The following is a 19,952-nucleotide window of genomic DNA, read 5'->3' as shown; positions in this document are numbered from 1 at the left end:
CCACGTTGAACTGAGTTCGACACAGAATCTAGGTCGGCTGTCAGGCCGCCTGGCTTTTGATTTTGATCTGAGGCGCCCCGTCAACCACGCTGGCCGAACGCAGGCTTGAATCCGTGGGTAACCCGGCAGGACGCCGGGTTAGCCGCACTGGGCCAAGGATGGCCCATTGCGGCGGCCCACGGATTCAAGCCTGCGTTCTGGCACACCGAGCCTAAGCGAGGTGCCGAGTGGTGGGGCGAAGACCTTTTGGTTACTTTTGGGGCGTTTGCCAAAAGTGACCCGCTGTAAGAGCGGAACCCTAAGTGGCCGTTACCTAAATAACGGATATACACTCGATCCTGGTCGTCTGACACATAGCTATCGCAGGCAAGCCAGCGCCCACATGGATCACCTTCGCAGGGCTACTCGGCGTACACCGGGTAGTCGATGTATCCGGCTTGCGTCCCACCGTAAAGCCCCTCAGCCTTCAGCGGGTTCAGCGGCCACCCATTGAAAATCCGTTGCGGCAGGTCCGGGTTGGCAATGAATGGCCGCCCGAATGCGATCAAGTCCGCCAACCCCGCTTCTACCAGAGCAGCGCCGCTTTCAGCGGTGTAGCGGCCAGCGTAGATGATGCGACCACTGAAGGTGCTGCGCACCGCTTCACGGAAAGTGTCTGGCAACACTGGGGCGTTGTCCCAGTCGGCTTCAGCGATGGACACATAGGCGATGCCTGACTCTTCCAACACCTTGATCGCTTCGATATAGGTGTGATGCGGGTCTTCTTCCACCAGGCCGATGTACACGCGATCCTGATCAGTGCCACTGAACAAGGGCGAGAAGCGCACACCCAGGCGCTCCGGCCCAACCACGGCGCTCACGGCCTCAACGATTTCACGCAGGAAGCGCAGGCGATTGTGCAGTGAGCCGCCGTATTCATCGTCACGCTGATTGGCGTGGGCCGAGATGAACTGGTTGACCAGGTACCCATTCGCCGAATGGATTTCCACCCCGTCAAACCCGGCATCCAGTGCATTGCGTGCGGCCTGGGCGTAGTGCCCGACCAACTCTTCGACCTCAAGAGCGCTCAAAGCACGCGGTACCGGCGGCTGCTTCAGCTCACCCACGCCAGGACCGGTTTCGATAAAGGCCTTGGCCTGCTGCGCCTGGATCGCCGACGGCGCGACAGGTGCGGCGCCGTCTGGCTGCAACGCGTTATGCGAGACCCGGCCAACGTGCCACAACTGGGCAAAGATCACCCCGCCTTCGGCGTGCACCGCGTCGGTGACTTTGCGCCAGCCGTCGATCTGCGCCGGGGTGTAAATGCCCGGCGTCCACGCATAACCCTGGCCACGCGGCTCGATCTGCGTGCCTTCGCTGACCATGAAACCAGCCGTGGCACGCTGGCGGTAATACTCGGCCATCAAGTCGGTGGCGATATCGCCGGGCTGGGCGCTGCGCTGGCGCGTCAACGGCGGCAGGACGATACGGTTGTTTAACATGTGGTGACCCAGTTTTACCGGGGTACTTAGTACAGTGTCAGTCATGTAAGGTTTTCCAAATTGCGGACGTGCTAAAGCATTGGCGACTTATAAAAGTCGCCAATGAATACAGCGGTTTATTTAGTTAAGCGGTGAGTGTGAGCAGGGCTTTGGCCACATCGCTGGAACTGCCAGGGTTTTGCCCAGTGACCAACAGGCCATCTGTGATGACAAAGGAATGCCAATCGGCGCCCTTCTCGTAATGGCCGCCGAGTTTCTTGAACTCATCTTCAATCAGGAACGGCACCACGTCGGTCAACTCCACCGCCGCTTCTTCCGAGTTGGAGAACCCGGTGACGCGACGGCCCTTGATCAACGGGTCGCCATTGACCGCCTTGACGTGACGCAGCGCGCCCGGTGCGTGGCAGACAAAACCGATCGGTTTGCCAGCGCGTTCGAAGGACTCGATCAGGGCAATCGAGACCGGTGACTCCGCCAGGTCCCACAGCGGGCCGTGGCCGCCTGGGTAAAACACGGTGTCGAAGGCGTCGGCGTTGACGGTTTCCAGTTTCAGTGTGTTGGCCAGGGCCTGCTGTGCAGCCGGATCGGCGGCGAAGCGGTGGGTCTGTTCAGTCTGGGCGTCCGGCTGGTCGCTCACCGGGTCCAGCGGCGGTTGACCGCCGGCCGGGGATGCCAGTACCACTTCGGCGCCAGCGTCCTTGAACGCGTAATAGGGTGCAGCAAATTCTTCGAGCCAGAAGCCGGTCTTGCGCCCGGTATCGCCAAGCTGGTCGTGAGAGGTCAGTACCATTAATACTTTCATTTTCCAGTGCCTCGATAGGTGTGAGTGTCAGTGTGTTCAGGACAGCCCAACAGGTGTCGGGTCAGCCACAGCGCCTCGTCGAACGGCGCGCAAGTACGGGTGATCTTGCTCATGACGCTGGTCCCCAGCCACAACGCATACAGGCGCTGGGCCAGGCTTTCAGGGTGTTGCGCAACCTTCAGCGAGCCGTCTTCGATGCCGCGTTGCAAGGCAATTGCGAGCAACGCAATAGTGCGTGCGGTGCCGCGCTGCAGGGCCAGGCGCATCGGTTCTGAAAGGTCTGACACCTCTGCACCCAGTTTGACGGCAAGGCATTTGCCTGCGTCGGTGCCGCCGGTCTGGTTGTCGATCCAGCTGTGCCAATAGCGCATCAACTTGGCGTGCGGGGTTAAGTCCGGCTGATTGAACAGCTGTTCCATAGCGTTCAAGTAGTTGTCGAAATAGGTATCGAGCAATACCACCCCGAACGCATCTTTAGAGTTGAAGTAGTGATAGAACGAGCCTTTAGGCACATCGGCGGCTTGAAGTATTTCGTTCAATCCCACCGCAGAAAATCCTTTGGCGCCCACAATCGGCTGCGCACTTTCCAGAATCGTCTGCCTTGCACTTTTAGTTTCGCGGCTCATTTTTCATCCCGTCCGATTAGACCAGTCGTCTCGTTCGTTGGGTGAATGTTAGGGGCCGGGTAAAACGCGCACAATGTCAGATCCGCAAGGATTCCGGACATGCGGCAAAGTCGGTTGCCGTTTTCCCGGCAGCCACCGACAATCCCCCCCTACCACGCTTCTGGAGACATGCGATGCACAGCGTTGCGCTGATGGTTTACCCGAACTTCCAATCCCTGAGCCTCAGCCTGGGCTCGGTGTTCGAGTGCGCAAACCTGCTGCGCGGCGAGCCGGCCTATGAGTTTCACCTGGTGTCGGAAAGTGGCGGCGCGGTGATGACCTCCCAGGGGTTCTCGGTGAATACCCTACCGATCCGGCCGCAGGGCTACGACACGCTGATCGTCAGCGGCTACCTGGAGTTTCGCCTGCCGGAAGCGAACCTGCTGGAACTGGTCAAGGCCGCCTCGGCCCAATCGCGACGCGTCGCCTCGTTGTGCATGGGCATCTTCGTGCTGGCAGAAGCCGGCTTGCTGGAGGGCAAGCGCACCACCACCCATTGGATTCACGCGCCGGCCTTTCGCAAGCGCTATCCGGATATCCGCCTGGAAGAAGACAAGCTGTTCATCGTCGACGGCCAGGTGTGGACCGGCGCCGGCATGAGCGCCGGGGTGGACTTGGCGTTGGCGATGGTGGAGAACGACCTGGGCAGCGACCTCGCGCGACGCATTGCACGCAAGCTGGTGATCGCCCAACGTCGGGGCAGTGAACAATCGCAGTTGTCGGCGCTGTTGGAACTGGACCCCAAGTCAGACCGCGTACAACTGGCCCTGGCCTATGCCCGTGAGAACCTGACCCATGATCTCTCGGTGGAAGCCCTGGCCGATGTTGCCCGGCTCAGTCCACGCCAGTTCAGCCGGGTGTTTCGCGAAGAAACCGGGCAAACGCCGGCCAAGGCCATCGAGTCCCTGCGCGTAGAGGCCGCGCGGGCGATGATGGAAACCAGTCGTCATCCCGTGGAAGTGGTGGCCCGTGAGACCGGGTTTGGTGACCGCGAACGCATGCGCCAGGCGTTTCTCAGGGCGTTCGGGCAGCCGCCGCAGGCGATGCAGCAGGCGTTGTTCAGAAGCTAGAGCGTCTAGCGGCAGTGGTAAAGGCTTTCGCTGCTGAGTGCTTCCCCAGTGTTCAGGTCACGGATGGTCACCGTGCCCTTGGGGTCGTTCAGGCAGAACGCATTACGCACGGCGTAGATGCCGCTGCCACGGGGGGTGAACACCATTTTGACCGACAAGCCTCTGAGGCGCCCCCCCCTGCTTTAAGTTCAACCTCGCGCTTAGTGCAACACCGCGCGTGTCACCAGGTAACTCACCAACTGCGGATCATCCGCCAACTCAATCGCCTGTACCGGGCGCGGCAGGTTGTCCAGCACCCTGCGCCAGAACGCCTGGGACACTTCATCCTGGTCGTAAAAGCGCACCAGCCAATCCGCCTCGCCGCTGCACAGCACCTGGCTGGCGATGGCACGGCCGATGCCTTTGCGCCGATAGCGCTTGAGGATGAACAGGTCAGCCAGTTCCAGAGCGTGGATACCCGGCAGTTCGCTGCCTTCGATCAGCAGGAAACCGGCGATGTAGCCATCGACCAGCAGCAGGTTGGCGCTCCATTGCGGGTCTTGCCAATAGCGGGCCAGGTGTTCGTCGTGAATGTAGAAACGGCCGTCCGCCTCGACATCTTCCTGTTCCCAGTCCGAGGATTCATAGGCGTAATACTGGTAGAGATTGCGGATCAGCTCGGCTTCTTCAGGGCCGGTCTGGATCAATTCGACGGTGGTTTCAGGCATGGGACCCTCAGTGAAAAAACGCAGGGCGCCATTGTTCACAAAACCTGAGCACAGTCCAATAGCGTGGCCAACCTTTCTACTTGCTGAACCGAATGCAAAAAGGCATTGCCCCTTCCGAGACCTTGAAACATTTCGAATAAACTCCGCGAAATTGCCGCTCTTTTTCAAGGACATGTATTTTGACAAACGTCTGTACCGCCGGCCTGGATGTAGGTTTTGCCTCCCTGGACTACCTGCAGATCTTCATCCTGGGCGTGATCCAGGGCATTACCGAACTGCTGCCGGTGTCGTCCACCGCCCATATGCGCGTAGTACCCGCCCTGCTCGGCTGGCAAGACCCCGGCTCGGCGTTTTCCGCAGCCATGCAGTTGGCGGCACTGGCCGCGGTGGTCAGTTATTTCTGGCGCGATGTACGCCAAGTGACCACCGGCAGCATCAGCGCGGTGCGCCGGGGTGACTACTACGACCGGTGGTTCAAGCTGGCGGTGGCGATTGTGCTGGCGACCATTCCTATCGGCATCGCCGGCCTGGCGTTGTCTTCGACCTTGAATGCCTGCAACTCGCCGTTGCGTGGGCTGATGGTGATCGGGATTTCCTGCGTGGTCATGGCGGTGCTGATGGCAGTGGCGGACGTCCGTGCACGCCACACCCGGGAGGTGAGTGAAATGCGCCTGCGGGATGCGTTGATCGTGGGAGTGGCGCAGATTGGCGCGTTGATTCCAGGGGTGTCGCGCTCCGGCTCCACCCTGACGGCGGCACTGTATCTCAACTTCAAACGTGAGGAAGCGGCGCGCTTTTCTTTCCTGCTGGGCCTGCCCGCCATCGCCCTCGCCGGTTTGAAAGAACTGTGGGTGCTGCTGCATGCCGATATGCCGGCCCATGCCTGGCCGCATTTGATCTTTGGTTTGGTGGTGGCGAGCATCTCGGCGTTTTTTGCGATCTGGGGCCTGATGAAGTTTTTGGAGCGATTCTCCACCTGGCCGTTCGTGATTTATCGCGCGCTGCTGGGGGTGTTCCTGATTGTGGCGGTGAGTACCGGGTTGCTGAGTTGAACTGACGCTATTTGCAAACCACCGCAAAACTAATGTGGGAGCGGGCTTGCTCGCGAATGCGGTGTGTCAGCCAACTCATTCAGTGACTGACACACCGCTTTCGCGAGCAAGCCCGCTCCCACACTGGAATTGCTTTGTTTTGAAGATCGCGTTCCTTTGCTGAGGGGGTACAAGGTCATCACTGACAGCTGTGCCACACCTGCCGAATCAACGCCTGCAGCTTCAGCGCCTCCGCCCAGCGATCACTGATCTCACGCCCATCCGCGCCGGTGATCGCATAGGGCGGCGGGCCCAGTTCGCAGGTGAAGCTCAGGCTTTGCGGCGTATCGGACCGTGCCAGCCAGTCTTCGATCCCGTAGCGCCACCACTCGGTAAAACGCTGTACCCAGGCTTGATGCTGGGGAAAGTCCAGCGACACCTGCACCTGTTCACTGCTGGCCACGCGGCCGTGAAAGCCCCAGCTGTGACGCAGGATCGTGCGGATCTGCTCGTCATCTTCAGCAGTAACGGGCTCGGGCAACTCACGCCCGACCACGTAGTGGGACAGGTCGGCCAGCAGCTTCAAATCGGGCATCTGTGCCAGCAGGTCGAGGGTGAACAACAGATCGTTGGTGAGCCGATAACGATGGGTTTCCAGCAGCACCGGAAAGTCCACCTGCTCGGCCAGGCGCTGCCAGCCTTCGACCAACCGTGCGGCCTCGGTTTGAGTGCGCGGGCGCACGTCGGCTTGCAGGGTGAGGTGGTGGCAGCCGTAGCGGCTGATTACGTCCAGTGCGGCCGCCAGATCATCCACCGACTGCGGGAACAGCTGGCCTTCGATCTGCAAGCCCCTGGCCGTGGCGGCGGCGTGCAGGCGCGAGACGTCGGCGGGCTTGAAGTAATGGTCGGTGATGCCGTCGAAACCGGCGGCTTTGATGCGCTCGAGTTGGGCTTCGAGGGGGCCGGGCTCGGTTTGCATGGCCCACAGGGATTGGAACACCAGGAATTGGCGCATATCAGCCTCGCAGGATGTGTTTGAGGGACAGCTCGGGGTCGGCCAGGCTGGTCGCGTTGAGCGGGGTGCATGCGCAGATCAGGCGTTCGCACAGCTTGATGTCCTTGGCCGCACTGTTGCCTGGCGCCCATCCGCACGCACCTTGCAGATGGTGATCGGCATCCAGGTAGAACAGCAGCAAGCCGCCGCCCGGCAATGGCCGACTGACCGTAAGCGGCGTGATCACACCCACGGTCTGCACCCCCCAATCGTACTGATCGGACCAGAAACCGGGGAGCGCCTCGAACGGCACATTGCGCCCCAACATATTCAGCGCCGCATGCCGCCCTTGGGCTTCGGCATTGCGCCAGGTTTCCTGGCGTTGGTACAGGCCGTCCAGGCGGAATTCGCACACATCGCCAGCGGCATAGATGTCCGGTGCGCTGGCGCGCAGGTACGTATCGACGCGAATGCCCTGCCCCACGTCCAGCCCGGCCGCCGTGGCCAGTTCGATGTTGGGCTGCATGCCGATGCCGACCACCACCCAGTCGCAGGGCAACCGCTGCCCGTCCACCAACAGCACGGCGTCGGCCTGGATGGATTCCAGCGCCACGTTCAAACGCACATCCACCCCTTGGCGACGATGCAAATCCAGCAGCGCTCGGGAGATAACCGCCGGCAACACCCGGCCCGCCAGGCGCGGTCCAGCTTCCAGTACCGTCACCTCACAGCCCAGGCCGCGTGCTGTCGCCGCCACTTCCAGCCCGATAAAGCCGCCACCCACCACCACCAGCCGCGTGCCGGGGTTCAGGGCATTGCGCAAGGCCAGCGCCTCATCGTGGGTGCGCAGGTAAAGCACATTGGCCTGCGCCTGAGGCAATCGTCGTGCCCTGCCGCCAGTGGCCAACAGCAGACCGGCATACGGCAGCCACTGGCCGTCGGCGAGTTGCAGGCGATGGTGTTGCGGCGCCAAGCGAGCCACCGGATTACCGGCGATATGCTCAATATCCAGCTCGGCCAGCCGCGCGCTGTCGCACAGGCTGCACCCGGCCAAATCCGCTGTGCCCTGCAACAGGCCTTTGGACAGCGGCGGCCGCTCGTAGGGCACGTGCGGCTCATCGCCGATCAGGATCAGCCGCCCGGTATAACCTTCTTCGCGCAAGGTCAGCGCCGCACGGCCACCGGCATGGCCGGCACCGACGATAATCAGAGCGTCGTTCATCATCACGCCGTGACGGCGAGCAATACCCGCCCCGCTTCGACCCGCACCGGGTAGGTCTTGAGGTTGACGCACACTGGCGCACCCAGGGCCTTGCCGGTGCGGTAATCGAAGCGCCCGTTGTGCTTGGGGCACTCGATGATGTGGTCCATCACGAGGCCGTCGGCCAAGTGAATTTTCTCATGGGTGCACAGCCCCGCGGTGGCAAAAAATTCATTGTCGGCCGAGCGATACACCGCGTAGGTGTGCGGCCCGTGGTCGAAGCGCAGCACGTCTTCTTCGTCTATTTCGCCCACGGCGCAGACGTCGATCCATTGATCGTTCATGGCGTTTTCTCTTGTTCTTGGAAGGCGTTCAGCCGGCAGTGGCTTCTGCATGCACGGGGGCATTGGCGGCCGGTTCGGCACGCGGGCGTATCGGGCGCTGAACGAAATGGTTGGGGTCGCTGCGCTGCTTCAAGATAGTCGGCAGGATTTCCTTGTACGCCTCGAACAGATCGGTGTAGGGCGCCGGGCAGTCGCCGCGTATTTCTTCGTGCAATTGCGCCAGGGCGTGATACGGCACCATCGGGTACATGTGGTGTTCGAGGTGGTAGTTCATGTCCATGTAGATAAAGCGCAGCACACGGTTCATATAAATGGTGCGGCAGTTGCTGCGGTGGTCGAGCACATCCTCGGCCAGGCCCACGTGTTGAGTGAGGCCGAAAATATAGCCCAGCCAGGCACCGTAGATACTCGGCAGGCCAATCAGCATCAGCGGCAGCCAGCTGTGCAGGTACAAGGCGGTGCCGATGACCACCGCGTAGATGCCGACCCAGATACGCGCCGCGCGGAACACCTTGGGCCATTCGGACTCGGGGATAAAGTCTGCCTCCTGGGCACTCATCTTGCCGACGGTATGGCGCGCCACGCCGCTGAACGTCTTCCAGGCCAAGGGCACATTGAACAGGCTCAAGAACATCATCGAGAAGCGCGGTGGGCGCGGCTCGACAATCTCAGGGTCGCGACCGACGACGATGGTGTCGGTGTGATGACGGGCATGGCTCCAACGCCACACATGGGGCTCGAAGATGCACATAAAGCTTGCAACCTGGTACAGCACGTCATTCATCCAACGGGTTTTGAACGCCGTGCCATGGCCGGTTTCGTGCCAGCGCGGGTTGGACGCGGTGCCGTACAGCACGCCATAGGCCAGGAAGAACGGCACGCAGGCCCAGGTGCCCCAGAACCAGTAGCCGCCAAAACCAGTGGCGAACAGCGCGGTCACCCAAATGGCAGTGTCGAGCAAGGCCGGGCCGTCGCGACGCTGCATCAGTGCTTTCATGCGTTTTCGGGAAACCGGCGACTGATACCAACTGGCCGAGACCAGGCCTTTATCAAAGGCGCGGGCGGCTTCGGGGCCGGTGAGGCTGTAGTCGCGCCGGGCGGGATGAGCGGTGTGTTCAGGCATTGTTATTGTTCTCCGCAAGCGGGTGGTTTCAGGTGCTGTGTGAAACCCACGATAGAGAACGCCTAAATCACCCTCAAGGCCTTGAATCCATTCCCTATCAAGCTATCATCCAGGCCCAGCGGGGCTTGATAGTTTTCTATCAAGACGCTCAAGGGGCTTGTCATGAACAACAATAAACGCCCAACCATTGCCACCGTTGCCGCCCAGGCCGGGCTGAGTGTGGCCACCGTCGACCGCGTATTGAATGCGCGTGCGCCGGTCAATCCCGACACCGCCGAACAGGTGTTCCAGGCCGCCGAAGCCGTGGGTTACTTTGCCGCGCGGCTGATTGGCCAGCGCATTCGCGAACGGCGCCCGACCTACCGCCTAGGCATCCTGTTGCTGGGCACCGCCCAGGCGTTCTACGCCAACCTGGCCCGTGCCATCAGCGATGCAGCCGAGCAGCATGCCGGTGCCAACCTTACGTGCCAGTTCGAATACATCATCGATCGCACGCCCAGCGCCATCGTCGCGCAAATCGAACAGTTGGCCGTGCAGTGCGATAGCCTCGCGGTGGTCAGTTTTGCCCACCCAATGATCAACGCCTGCCTGGCGCAGATCCGCGCAGCCGGCGTGCCGGTGGTCGCCCTGCTTTCGGATATCCACGAACACGCCGATGAGCCCTATGTGGGCCAGGACAACCACGTGGTCGGCCGCACCATGGGCTGGTTGCTCGCCCGTACCTGCGGCGCACGCAAAGGCAGCGTGGGGATCTTGCTCGGCGGCCACCGCTTTCTCGGCCACCAGGCACGGGTCGAAGGCCTGCACAGCTACCTCGCCGAGCACGCGCCGGGGCTCAAGCCGTTGGAGCCGCTGATCAACCTGGATAACTGCGACATCACCGAAGAAGCCACCCTCGACTTGATCAGCCGTCACAGCGACCTGCGCGGGCTGTGCGTGGTGGGCGGCGGCGGTGACGGCATCATCAGTGCCTTGGCACAACTGCCCAAACGACCAGCGCTGTGTTGCATTTTGCAGGAGTCGACCGAGCTGTCGCGCCAGGCGTTGAGCCAGGGTTTGATTGATGTAGTGATGGACTCGCAGCCGGGGCGGACGGCCGCGGCATTGGTGGCGTTGATGGTGGCGTTGCAGAGCGCCGAAGGGTTCGATCCGGTGCGGCATCGGGTGCTTATACCGCCGCAGATTGTGACGTCGGAGAATAGGGGGGGCTGAGTGCGCTGTAGGAAACTTCCTTTAGTGGCATTGGGTCATGGCTTGTAAAGGGCCAGCAAGGCGGGTCGCTTTTAATTGCAGGACGTTTCATAGACAATCCTCGCCGCCTTGTGCCTGCTGGAATCGGTGGCTAGTCTGCGGTCCGTCACTGCCAATTCAGTGATCGGGTTTAGTCGCCCGGATTCAGACAGGCGCATGGTCCCATGAAGTTTTATGGTGGCTGTGCGCAGGGCGCCCTCGGGCGCGCCGGGTTTCTTGTCTGACCGGTCGACTAACCTGCGTACAGTCGCCACCTTTGTTTAGTCGCAAAAGGTGTCGGCTCCTTGATCAGACAGGAACTACACCATGAACAAAGTTCTACCCGATCCACCCCAAGATCCCGCAAAAGCCCGCGCCGCTTTCAACCGCGCCATTGATCACTACCTGCCCAGCCAAGGTTTTCACTCGGTCAACGACGACCTGAGTTTCGAAGATGCCTTGCTCTACACCGCCAGTTTGCTCGACAGTGCTTCAGCCACCGCGTTGGATTGTGGGGAAGCGTTGGATAATCCCGAGCGGGCGAAGATTCTGGCGGTGTGGCATTTGCTGGAGATTGCCAGGACCACAGTGGACCGCTCCATCGAGAGCCTGAAGCCCTCATCCACCGCTGCCTGATCGCGGTCAAAAATGTGGGAACGGGCTTGCCTGCGAGGGTGGTCGGTCAGCCAGCTTACCCAGTACAGATACACTGCTATCGCAGCATAAGTATCTACACATCTTGAGCCATCCACCGGCGTAGCAGCTGTCAGAGTGAAAATGTGTAGATACCTATGGCTATCGCAGGCAAGCCCCCACAGTTGAATCTCAACCGCCACGAAAACCCGTGGCATTCAGGCCGAACCGGCTAATCTTGTTGTACAGCCCGCCCCGCGACACGTTCAGCTCCCACACTTCTTACTGTGTCAGGCTTTTAATCCAGGTCGCTTGCAGAATGGCGCTCGGCCAACTGCTCCGCAGGCTCGCCGGATACCCGATTCACCCTACGTCCCCGCTGCACCGCCGGCCGCGCTTCAATCGCATCCGCCCAGCGCAACACATGCGTGTACTCATGCACCGCCAAAAACTCCGCCGCGCCATACAAACGGCCTTTTACCAACCCGCCATACCAAGGCCAGATCGCGATATCGGCGATGGTGTACTCATCCCCAGCAATGTATTCACTTACCGCCAGGCGCTGATCCAATACATCCAGCTGACGCTTGGTCTCCATGGCAAACCGATTGATCGCATACTCCATCTTGCTCGGCGCATACGCATAGAAATGCCCGAAACCACCGCCCAGGTAAGGTGCGCTGCCCATCTGCCAGAACAACCACGACAAGCATTCCGCACGCGCCGCAGGCTCAGTCGGGAAGAATGCGCCGAACTTTTCCGCCAGGTACTGCAAAATCGCGCCCGACTCAAACACACGAATCGGCGTGGCGCCGCTACGGTCCAGTAATGCCGGGATCTTGGAGTTGGGATTGACCCCGACAAAGCCGCTGCCGAACTGGTCGCCGTCGCCGATCTTGATCAGCCAGGCATCGTATTCCGCCCCGCTGTGCCCCAGGGCCAGCAGCTCTTCCAGCAAGAGGGTGACCTTCTGCCCATTGGGCGTGGCCAGGGAATACAGCTGCAGCGGGTGCCCTCCCACCGGCAGCGCCTTGTCGTGGGTTGCCCCGGCAATCGGTCGGTTGATGCTGGCGAAAGTGCCGCCGCTTTCGGTGTCCCAGGTCCACACTTTCGGGGGTACGTACTCGGTCATGCTGACTGCTCCAGAGGCGTTTTCGATCGACGTAGTGCTCCAGACTAAACCAAACGTTGCTGGAGCGTCACACAGTGAATGCCGGCCCATCCGCAAGGCCGGTTCAAAGATGCAGCGGTACGCCAGCGGCGCCATTGCGCGGCACGTGTACCCGTAGCGCAATCAACAAGGCTGCCAACAACATCAGTACCCCGGCGCCGAGAAACACACCGGCAATGCCACTGACACTGAACATCGCGCCCCCACCGGCCGCCCCCGCCGCGATGGCTGACTGCACCGAAGCCACGACCATGCCACCCGCACTTTCAGCTTGATCCGGCACGGCGCGAGCCACCCAGTTCGACCACGCCACGGGCACCCCGCCAAAGGCCATGCCCCACAGCGCCAGCAGCAGCGCCTGGCCTGGCAGAGAGGCAGGCAACAGCACCAGGGCGAGCGCCGCAACGCCGACCAATACCGGCATCAACACCAATGTGCCGCGCGGATAGCGCACCAGCAACCAACCGGCCAGCAGCGTGCCGACGAAGTTAGCGGCGCCGAACCCCAGCAGCATCAAGGCCAGCCCTTGAGTCTGCACGCCCGTGGTGCTTTCCAGGAATGGCCGAATGTAGGTGAACAGCGCGAAGTGCGCGGTGTGTACCAATACGCAGGCAAACATGCCGATGGCGATGCCAGGGCGCAGCAGCACATCCAATACCGTGCGCAGCCGTGCACTGCCAGTGGGAGCCAGGCGTGGCAGCGTGAGCAGCTGGAACGCCAACGTCACCACGCCAACGGCGGCCGCGGCCACAAACGCACTGCGCCAGCCATACACATCGCCGAGGTAGCTGCCCAGCGGCACGGCAACCACCGTGCCCACCGCTATGCCACTGAAGATGATCGACAGCGCACGGGGCAGCAGCGACGCCGGCACCAGGCGCATCGCCACCGCTGCCGCCATACTCCAGAAACCACCCAGGGCGACGCCCAGCAGGATGCGCATCAACAGCAGCACCGCCAGGTTCGAAGACAGCGCCACCAACACGTTGGACGCGATCATCAGCATGGAAAACCCCAGCAGCACCACGCGCCGGTCGATCCCGCGCGTCAGGCCGGGCACCAGCAAGCCAGCGAACAACGCCACCACTGCCGTCACGGTTACAGCCTGACCAGCCAGGGCCTCCGACACCCCAAGGTCCATCGCCATCGGCGTCAGCAGGCTGGCCGGCAGGTATTCTGCCGTCAACAACCCGAATACCCCCATGGCCAGGGAAAACACCGCCATCCAGGCCGGGGTAGCGGGCTCCGCCTTGGAACGGATAGAGGCTTGAGCTACACAATCATTCATCACACGACATCCTCAGGAAATTAGCGCGACCGCCAGTCTAGGTTCGCCAACCCGGATGATCTATGATGCAAACCCTTGAGTTTTTGACCGAAACCCCGAACATGACTGCACCGGCCCCGTTCAATCTGTCGTCCGACCTTATCGATGAACTGCTGCGCGGCATGCGCCTGCGCGGGGTGCAGTACCAGCGCATTCAGGCCGGACCCCGCTTCGGCATGGGCTTCGACGCCAAACCCGGTCACGCCTACTTCCATTTCCTCGCCGCAGGTGTGGCCACCCTGCGCACCGACGACGGCAGCCTGTTTGAATTGTCGGCGGGCAATGCCGTGTTCATCTCCCACGGCGGCGCACATGCGCTGTTGTCCACGGCGGATGTCGCTGTGCAGGACATCAGCCGATTTGACGCCACCCCGCTGGGCGATACCGTCTGCGCCGTGGATGCATCGCCCGACACGCCCCCCAATACGTTGCTGTTCAGCGCCTGCATGGAGTTCGAAATCGGCAGTATCCAGGGGCTCGGCAGCCTGATGCCGGCCTTGATGCTGATCGATACCAAGGGCCAGCGCTACCCCGGCCTGATGCCGATCCTGGCGGTGATGGAGCGCGAAGTCGCCAGTGCTCGCGTCGGCTACTCGGGCATCCTCGCGCGCCTGGCCGATGTGGTGGCCGCCATGATCGTGCGGGGTTGGGTGGAATGCGCCTGCGGCAATGCATCGGGGCTGGTGGCAGCGTTGCGCGACGCACGGCTGGCCGGGGCCCTGCTTGCCCTGCATCAGCAACCAGGCCGCGATTGGAGCGTGGCCGAGTTGGCCGCGCACAGTCATACCTCCCGTTCGGTGTTCGCCGAACGCTTCCAAGCCACCCTGGGTCTTCCGCCGCTGCGCTACGTGACGCAATTGCGCATGCGCCTGGCCAGCCAATGGTTGACGCTGGAGCGCTTGCCCATCGAAGAAGTGGCGCTGCGCCTGGGCTATACCTCCCAGGCGGCGTTCAGTCGCGCATTCAAGCGCATCACCGGCCAGCCACCTGGAGCCAGCCGCCAGGGCTCCAGGAGCCCGGCATGAAACAGCGCCAAGCCATTGCGCAGGCTGATCCCGCGCCCTTACTCTCTTGAGCTCACCACGTAGCAAGCAATGGAGGTTTCATGAAACTGATCGGCATGCTGGACTCGCCTTACGTACGCCGCGTGGCGATCTCCCTGGAGCTGTACGGCGTGGATTTCGTGCATGAACCGCTGTCGGTGTTTCGCACCTTCAACGAATTCGCGCAGATCAACCCGGTGGTCAAGGCCCCGACCCTGGTGCTGGACGATGGCACGGCGCTAATGGATTCCAGCCTGATCCTGGACTACCTGGAAACCCTCGCCCCGGCTGACAAAAAGCTGCTGCCCCCGCAGCCCGCCGCGCGCGCCCATGACTTGCATGTGCTTGGGCTGGCGCTGGCGGCCTGTGAGAAGAGCGTGCAGATCGTGTATGAGCACAAGCTGCGCCCGGCCGAGAAACTGCATGCGCCGTGGCTGGAGCGTGTCACCGGCCAATTGCTGGCGGCTTATTCGCTGCTCGACAAGCAACTGGCCGACAGCGAGGCGCTGACTCAGGCTTCGATTACAGCGGCGGTGGCCTGGTCGTTCAGCCAGTTAACCGTGGCGTCGGTGGTCAAGGCGGATACGTTTCCCAACGTGAAGCGCCACGCCGAGCGCCTGGAGCAGCACCCGGCTTTCAAGCAGTACCCGATCGAATAAACACCATCGTCTCAAGGGGGTGCGGGCTTGCTCGCGAATGCGGTGGATCAGTCAAATAATCCGGTGACTGACACACAGCTTTCGCGAGCAAGCCCGCTGCCACCTTTGGCCTGCGTCGTTATGAAGTTAGCTAGCCCTGCCTAAACCCAGCCGCCATCCACAATAAAATTCTGCGCCGAACACATCGCCGACGCATCGGAAGCAAGAAACAACGCCATATTGGCGATGTGTTCCGGCAGCACACTGCCCGGCAAACACTGGCTGCGGCTGATCAGTTCCCTGGCGGCATCGTCGACCCACATCGCCAGTTGTTTCTCTGTCATCACCCAACCCGGCACCAGCGTGTTCACGCGGATGCGACTCGGCCCCAGTTCGCGAGCCAGCGCGCGGGTCATGCCGTGGGCGGCGGCCTTGCTGGCGGCGTACACCGGGTAGCCGGCGGATGCCATCATCCAGCCGACCGAGCCGAGGTTGATGATCGAGCCGCTACCGGCGCTTTTCATCATGGGCACCACGGCCTTGGCGGCGAAGAAAGCGTGTTTGAGGTTGACGGAGATCAGCCTGTCGAACATTTCCGAGTCGATTTCTTCCAGGGTGTGACGCACGTCATTGGCGGCGTTGTTTACCAGCACGGTGATCGGCCCCAGAGAGTGTTCGAAACGAGCGATGGCGGCTTTGTAGGCAATCTCGTCGGTGATGTCGCAGTTCACGAACTCCACAGTGTGCCCGCGGGAACTGAGCAGCGCCGCGAGGCGTTCGCCCTGGCTTTGCGCGCGGTCGACAAAGCCCACCTTGGCGCCCTGGGCGGCGAAGGCCCGCACCATGAATTCGCCGATCCCTGAGGCACCTCCGGAGATCAGGACGGTTTTGCCTTCAAGGTCGGGATACACGGCGTGTTGAGTACTCATAACATCTTGCCTCGCTCAATTAGTCTTATTTTATTTTGCAAAAACGGCTTTTAAGGCTATAAATTCGCTGTCATAACGACAAAATATCGCTATTAGTAGAACTATTCCACTCAAAACAACAAAAGGAAGTTCGACCATGAAGCCCCCTCGTTATCTGCTGTCAGGTCTCGCCATGTCCGTATTAATCGCCAGTGGCGGGGCTCACGCCGCAGGCCTCTCCAGTGAACACAAGCCTTTCGGTAAAACCAACGACGGCACCGCCGTCGAGCAGTACATCTTGCGCAACAGCCATGGCATGCAAGCCACGGTGATCACCTACGGCGGCGTGTTGCAGTCGCTGAAAGTGCCGGACAAAAACGGCAAGGTCGACGACGTGGTGCTGGGCTTTGACGACGTGCAAGGCTACCAGGCCGGCACGGCGTTTTTCGGCGCGACCATCGGGCGCTTCGGCAACCGCTTGGCCGGCGGTGCCTTTGAGCTCGACGGCAAGCGCTTCCAGGTGCCGCTCAACGATGGTCCCAACTCACTGCATGGCGGCGCCCAGGGCTTCGACAAACAGGTGTGGAAGGCCGCACAGGTCAAGGGCAAGGACTCGGTCGGCGTGACCCTCACCTACCTGTCCAAGGACGGTGAAATGGGCTTTCCCGGCAACCTGAAAACCGAGGTCACCTACAGCCTCAACGAGAAAAACGAACTGCACATCGACTACAAGGCCACCACCGATAAACCCACGGTGCTCAACCTTACCAACCACAGCTACTTCAACCTCGCCGGTGCGGGGAATGGTGACATTCTCAAGCAGGTGGCGACCCTGCACGCCAGCCATTACACGCCGGTGAACGCCACCTTGATTCCAACCGGCGAAATCGCGTCGGTGAAAGGCACGCCGATGGACTTCCTGAAACCGACGCCGATCGGCCAGCACATCAAGGACGATCACCCGCAGCTCAAGTTCGCCGAGCCGAAACAGGGCGGGTTTGACTTCAACTGGGCACTCGATACCAAGGGTGACGTGAAACAGTTGGCTGCCCAAGTGCATGATCCTGAGTCGGGGCGGCGGTTGCAGCTCTACACCACAGAGCCCGGTGTGCAGTTCTATACCAGCAACTTCCTCGATGGTTCGGTGAAGGGCAAAGCGGGGAAGACGTATCTGCACTGGAGCGGTTTCACGTTGGAGACCCAGCATTTTCCGGATGCGCCTAATCAGCCGAAGTTTGCGTCTACCCGTTTGAATCCAGGGCAGACTTACACCCAGAACACCATTTTCAAATTCTCCGCCGATTAAAAATGTGGGAGCGGGCTTGCCCGCTCCCGCATTTAATCGTCACATGGCATGACTCAGCGTTGTTTCATGCGGTCGATGACCACCGCCAGCAGCAGGATCGAGCCGCGAATCACGTACTGATAAAACGTGTCGATGTTCTTCAGGTTCATCGCGTTCTCAATGATCGCCAAAATCAACACGCCGGCAATCACATGGCGAATCATGCCAACACCACCACTCAACGACACCCCGCCCAACACACACGCCGAGATCACCGTCAGCTCAAAACCCTGGCCGATCATCGGCTGGCCGGAGGTCATGCGCGAGGCCAGGATCACCCCGGCCAGGGCGCCGATCACACCGTGCACGGCAAATATCAGGATCTTGGTGCGATCAACGTTTACACCCGCCAGCAACGCCGCTTCCGGGTTGCCGCCGATGGCCAAGGTGTTGCGCCCATAAGTGGTGTAATTGAGCAGCCAGCCGAAAAACACGAAGCACAGGATGGTAATCAGGATCGGCACCGGCACGCCCAGCAGTTGGCCGTTACCGAAGATAAAGAACTGCTCCTCGGACACCCCCACCGCCTTGCCGTTGGCGAAGATATACGCCAGCCCGCGCACGATCTGCATGGTCGCCAGCGTGGTAATCAGCGCATTGACCCGCAGCTTGGCAATCACGATGCCATTGATCAGCCCCACAACCAGGCCCATCAGCAAGGCGGCGCCGATACCGAGCATGACGCTGTCGGTGTCGCGCATCACAATCGCCGCCACCACCCCGGCGCAGGCAATTACCGAGCCCACCGACAAGTCGAAGTGCCCCGACGCCAGGCAAAACAACATGGTACAGGCGGCGATGCCCACCGTGGAAATCGCCAGGCCCAGACCGCGCATGTTCAGCGGCGAGAGGAAGTTGTCGATGAGCAAGGCGCACAGCAGGAAGATGCCCACCGCGGCCAGCAGCATCGCCCAGTTGTCGAGCAGTGCGCGCATGTCCAGGGGTTTGCGTGCCGAGGGCAACGCGTTGTCTTGGGTTGTCATAGTCGTCTCTCAGTTCGCCAGGCTGCGCGGCAAAGCCAGTTGCAGCAGGTTGGATTCAGTCGCGTGCTCGCGGGTTTGCTCACCCCGCAGTGCGCCTTCGCACAGCACCAGGATGCGGTCGGAGATGCCCATCACTTCCATCAGGTCGCTGGACACCACAATGACTGCAATGCCTTGGGCGGCGAGGTTATGGATGATCTGGTAGATCTCGGCCTTGGCGCCGATATCGATGCCACGGGTCGGCTCGTCCAGCAGCAGGACTTTCATCGGCATCGACAGCCAGCGGCCAAGAATGGCCTTCTGCTGATTGCCGCCGGACAGGTACATGATTTTCTGCGCCGCGTTGGGCGTTTTGACCTTCATCGCCTTGATTTGCTGGTCGGCGTTGCCCTTCTCCCACCCCTCGCGCAACAGCCAGCCGAACCGGGAGTGCGTGCTGCGTGCGCTGATATTGATGTTCTCGGCGACGCTGGACAGCGGAATGATGCCTTCCTTCTTGCGGTCTTCCGGGCACAGCAGCACGCCCGCGGCGATGGCATCGCGCGGTGAGCGCAGTTGCAGTGCTTGACCGCAGAGCTCCAGTTGACCGGCGCCCGCACGCTCCAAGCCGCTGAGCAGGCGGAACAACTCGGTACGCCCAGCCCCCACCAACCCGAACAAGCCGAGAATCTCGCACTTGCGCACGTTGAAACTGATCGGCTCACGCAGGCCGGGGCCGAGCAGGCCATCGACCTTGAGCGCGACCTCGCCGTGCTCACGCGGGCGATAGTCGTAAATGTCCTGGATATCGCGCCCGACCATGCAGGTCACCAACTGGTCGTGGGTCAGCGCGCTCATGTCCTCGAAGGTGCGCACGTAGCGGCCATCCTTGAACACCGTGACCGCGTTGCAGATGCGGAACACTTCCTCCATGCGGTGCGACACGTAGAGCACCACTTTGCCCTCATCGCGCAGGCGCGTGATGATCGCCATCAAGCGGTCGATCTCCCGCGCCGACAGGCTGCTGGTGGGTTCATCAAACGCTATCACATGCGCGCCACGGGACAACGCCTTGGCGATTTCCACCAGTTGGCGTTGGCCCAGGGACAGGCGGCCGAGCTTTTCATCCGGGTCGATTTCATCCGCCAGCCCCTTGAGGCAAGCCAACGCCTGCTTGCGCAGCCGCGCCCGATTGACCACCCCAAAACGCGACGGCAAATGCCCGAGGAACAGGTTCTCGGCCACGGTCATTTCCGGCACCAGATGCAGCTCCTGGT

General features: G+C 61.4%; 21 protein-coding genes. 7 read left to right on the top strand and 14 right to left on the bottom strand.

Annotated features, from left to right (window positions below; translation table 11 throughout):
- Positions 1-401: 401 nt before the first annotated feature.
- The 3 genes from AACY44_RS14495 to AACY44_RS14485 all read right to left on the bottom strand — a co-directional run bounded on the left by AACY44_RS14495 (position 402) and on the right by AACY44_RS14485 (position 2,909).
- Positions 402-1,526, bottom strand: a complete 1,125-nt coding sequence (locus tag AACY44_RS14495; RefSeq protein WP_339530485.1) for an alkene reductase — start codon at positions 1,524-1,526, stop codon at positions 402-404.
- A gap of 79 nt (positions 1,527-1,605) precedes the next feature.
- Positions 1,606-2,283: a type 1 glutamine amidotransferase domain-containing protein gene (locus AACY44_RS14490; RefSeq protein ID WP_339419734.1), complete on the bottom strand. Its 678-nt coding sequence runs from the start codon at positions 2,281-2,283 to the stop codon at positions 1,606-1,608.
- Positions 2,280-2,909 carry a TetR/AcrR family transcriptional regulator gene (locus AACY44_RS14485; RefSeq protein ID WP_339419732.1) on the bottom strand — a complete coding sequence of 210 codons (630 nt, stop codon included), beginning with the start codon at positions 2,907-2,909 and terminating at the stop codon, positions 2,280-2,282. The genes AACY44_RS14490 and AACY44_RS14485 overlap by 4 nt, the downstream gene beginning before the upstream one ends.
- Before the next feature lie 173 nt (positions 2,910-3,082).
- Between AACY44_RS14485 and AACY44_RS14480 the strand changes: the two genes are divergently transcribed.
- Positions 3,083-4,018 carry a GlxA family transcriptional regulator gene (locus AACY44_RS14480; protein ID WP_339419730.1) on the top strand — a complete coding sequence of 312 codons (936 nt, stop codon included), beginning with the start codon at positions 3,083-3,085 and terminating at the stop codon, positions 4,016-4,018.
- Positions 4,019-4,023: 5 nt separating this feature from the next.
- On the opposite strand, the gene AACY44_RS14475 is transcribed toward AACY44_RS14480, so the two are convergent.
- Both AACY44_RS14475 and AACY44_RS14470 read right to left on the bottom strand, forming a co-directional pair.
- Positions 4,024-4,176 (bottom strand): hypothetical protein, encoded by a 153-nt coding sequence (locus AACY44_RS14475; protein ID WP_339428118.1) that lies wholly within the window; start codon positions 4,174-4,176, stop codon positions 4,024-4,026.
- Between the two features lie 42 nt (positions 4,177-4,218).
- Positions 4,219-4,725 (bottom strand): GNAT family N-acetyltransferase, encoded by a 507-nt coding sequence (locus tag AACY44_RS14470; RefSeq protein WP_339419726.1) that lies wholly within the window; start codon positions 4,723-4,725, stop codon positions 4,219-4,221.
- A gap of 179 nt (positions 4,726-4,904) precedes the next feature.
- Here AACY44_RS14470 and AACY44_RS14465 point away from each other — a divergent pair, with 179 nt between their 5' ends.
- Positions 4,905-5,777, top strand: a complete 873-nt coding sequence (locus tag AACY44_RS14465; RefSeq protein WP_339419724.1) for an undecaprenyl-diphosphate phosphatase — start codon at positions 4,905-4,907, stop codon at positions 5,775-5,777.
- A gap of 178 nt (positions 5,778-5,955) precedes the next feature.
- Here AACY44_RS14465 and AACY44_RS14460 read toward each other — a convergent pair whose 3' ends face one another.
- The 4 genes from AACY44_RS14460 to AACY44_RS14445 are packed head-to-tail and all read right to left on the bottom strand — an operon-like array spanning position 5,956 to position 9,418.
- Positions 5,956-6,771: a sugar phosphate isomerase/epimerase family protein gene (locus AACY44_RS14460; protein WP_339419723.1), complete on the bottom strand. Its 816-nt coding sequence runs from the start codon at positions 6,769-6,771 to the stop codon at positions 5,956-5,958.
- A 1-nt stretch (position 6,772) separates the two neighbouring features.
- Positions 6,773-7,972, bottom strand: coding sequence for an NAD(P)/FAD-dependent oxidoreductase (locus AACY44_RS14455; RefSeq protein WP_339456129.1), 1,200 nt, complete (start codon positions 7,970-7,972; stop codon positions 6,773-6,775).
- A gap of 2 nt (positions 7,973-7,974) precedes the next feature.
- Positions 7,975-8,295 carry a MocE family 2Fe-2S type ferredoxin gene (locus AACY44_RS14450; RefSeq protein ID WP_339419721.1) on the bottom strand — a complete coding sequence of 107 codons (321 nt, stop codon included), beginning with the start codon at positions 8,293-8,295 and terminating at the stop codon, positions 7,975-7,977.
- Between the two features lie 28 nt (positions 8,296-8,323).
- Positions 8,324-9,418: a fatty acid desaturase family protein gene (locus AACY44_RS14445; RefSeq protein WP_339428120.1), complete on the bottom strand. Its 1,095-nt coding sequence runs from the start codon at positions 9,416-9,418 to the stop codon at positions 8,324-8,326.
- A 162-nt stretch (positions 9,419-9,580) separates the two neighbouring features.
- Here AACY44_RS14445 and AACY44_RS14440 point away from each other — a divergent pair, with 162 nt between their 5' ends.
- On the top strand, positions 9,581-10,630 hold the full coding sequence (locus AACY44_RS14440) for a LacI family DNA-binding transcriptional regulator (protein WP_339530481.1): 1,050 nt from the start codon (positions 9,581-9,583) through the stop codon (positions 10,628-10,630).
- Positions 10,631-10,975: 345 nt separating this feature from the next.
- Positions 10,976-11,284 carry a DUF6124 family protein gene (locus AACY44_RS14435; protein ID WP_339530479.1) on the top strand — a complete coding sequence of 103 codons (309 nt, stop codon included), beginning with the start codon at positions 10,976-10,978 and terminating at the stop codon, positions 11,282-11,284.
- 295 nt (positions 11,285-11,579) lie between these two features.
- Here AACY44_RS14435 and yghU read toward each other — a convergent pair whose 3' ends face one another.
- Both yghU and AACY44_RS14425 read right to left on the bottom strand, forming a co-directional pair.
- Complete coding sequence (gene yghU, locus AACY44_RS14430; protein ID WP_339428127.1) at positions 11,580-12,413, bottom strand: glutathione-dependent disulfide-bond oxidoreductase; 834 nt, start codon at positions 12,411-12,413, stop codon at positions 11,580-11,582.
- A gap of 103 nt (positions 12,414-12,516) precedes the next feature.
- Entirely contained in the window at positions 12,517-13,740 is a 1,224-nt protein-coding gene (locus tag AACY44_RS14425) for an MFS transporter (RefSeq protein WP_339530478.1), read from the bottom strand.
- 65 nt (positions 13,741-13,805) lie between these two features.
- Here AACY44_RS14425 and AACY44_RS14420 point away from each other — a divergent pair, with 65 nt between their 5' ends.
- Positions 13,806-14,804 carry an AraC family transcriptional regulator gene (locus AACY44_RS14420; RefSeq protein WP_339428131.1) on the top strand — a complete coding sequence of 333 codons (999 nt, stop codon included), beginning with the start codon at positions 13,806-13,808 and terminating at the stop codon, positions 14,802-14,804.
- 80 nt (positions 14,805-14,884) lie between these two features.
- Positions 14,885-15,481, top strand: a complete 597-nt coding sequence (locus AACY44_RS14415) for a glutathione S-transferase family protein (protein WP_339419707.1) — start codon at positions 14,885-14,887, stop codon at positions 15,479-15,481.
- A 140-nt stretch (positions 15,482-15,621) separates the two neighbouring features.
- Here AACY44_RS14415 and AACY44_RS14410 read toward each other — a convergent pair whose 3' ends face one another.
- Positions 15,622-16,389, bottom strand: a complete 768-nt coding sequence (locus AACY44_RS14410) for an SDR family NAD(P)-dependent oxidoreductase (protein WP_339419706.1) — start codon at positions 16,387-16,389, stop codon at positions 15,622-15,624.
- A 136-nt stretch (positions 16,390-16,525) separates the two neighbouring features.
- Between AACY44_RS14410 and AACY44_RS14405 the strand changes: the two genes are divergently transcribed.
- The gene (locus AACY44_RS14405; RefSeq protein WP_339436503.1) at positions 16,526-17,674 is read left to right on the top strand and encodes an aldose epimerase family protein; all 1,149 of its coding nucleotides are present in this window, start codon (positions 16,526-16,528) and stop codon (positions 17,672-17,674) included.
- A 53-nt stretch (positions 17,675-17,727) separates the two neighbouring features.
- On the opposite strand, the gene araH is transcribed toward AACY44_RS14405, so the two are convergent.
- Together araH and AACY44_RS14395 are read right to left on the bottom strand one after the other, a co-directional pair.
- A complete protein-coding gene (gene araH / locus AACY44_RS14400; RefSeq protein ID WP_339419704.1) occupies positions 17,728-18,696 on the bottom strand; it encodes an L-arabinose ABC transporter permease AraH in 969 nt (322 codons plus the stop codon).
- Between the two features lie 9 nt (positions 18,697-18,705).
- Positions 18,706-19,952: ATP-binding cassette domain-containing protein (locus AACY44_RS14395; RefSeq protein WP_339530475.1), on the bottom strand; the 1,247-nt coding region annotated here is incomplete at its 5' end.

This window comes from Pseudomonas sp. RA_15y_Pfl1_P11, from assembly GCF_963970975.1.
GTDB lineage: Bacteria > Pseudomonadota > Gammaproteobacteria > Pseudomonadales > Pseudomonadaceae > Aquipseudomonas > Aquipseudomonas tritici.
Note: the sequence above shows the minus strand (reverse complement) of the source record. Positions and strands in the feature narration are given on the sequence as shown.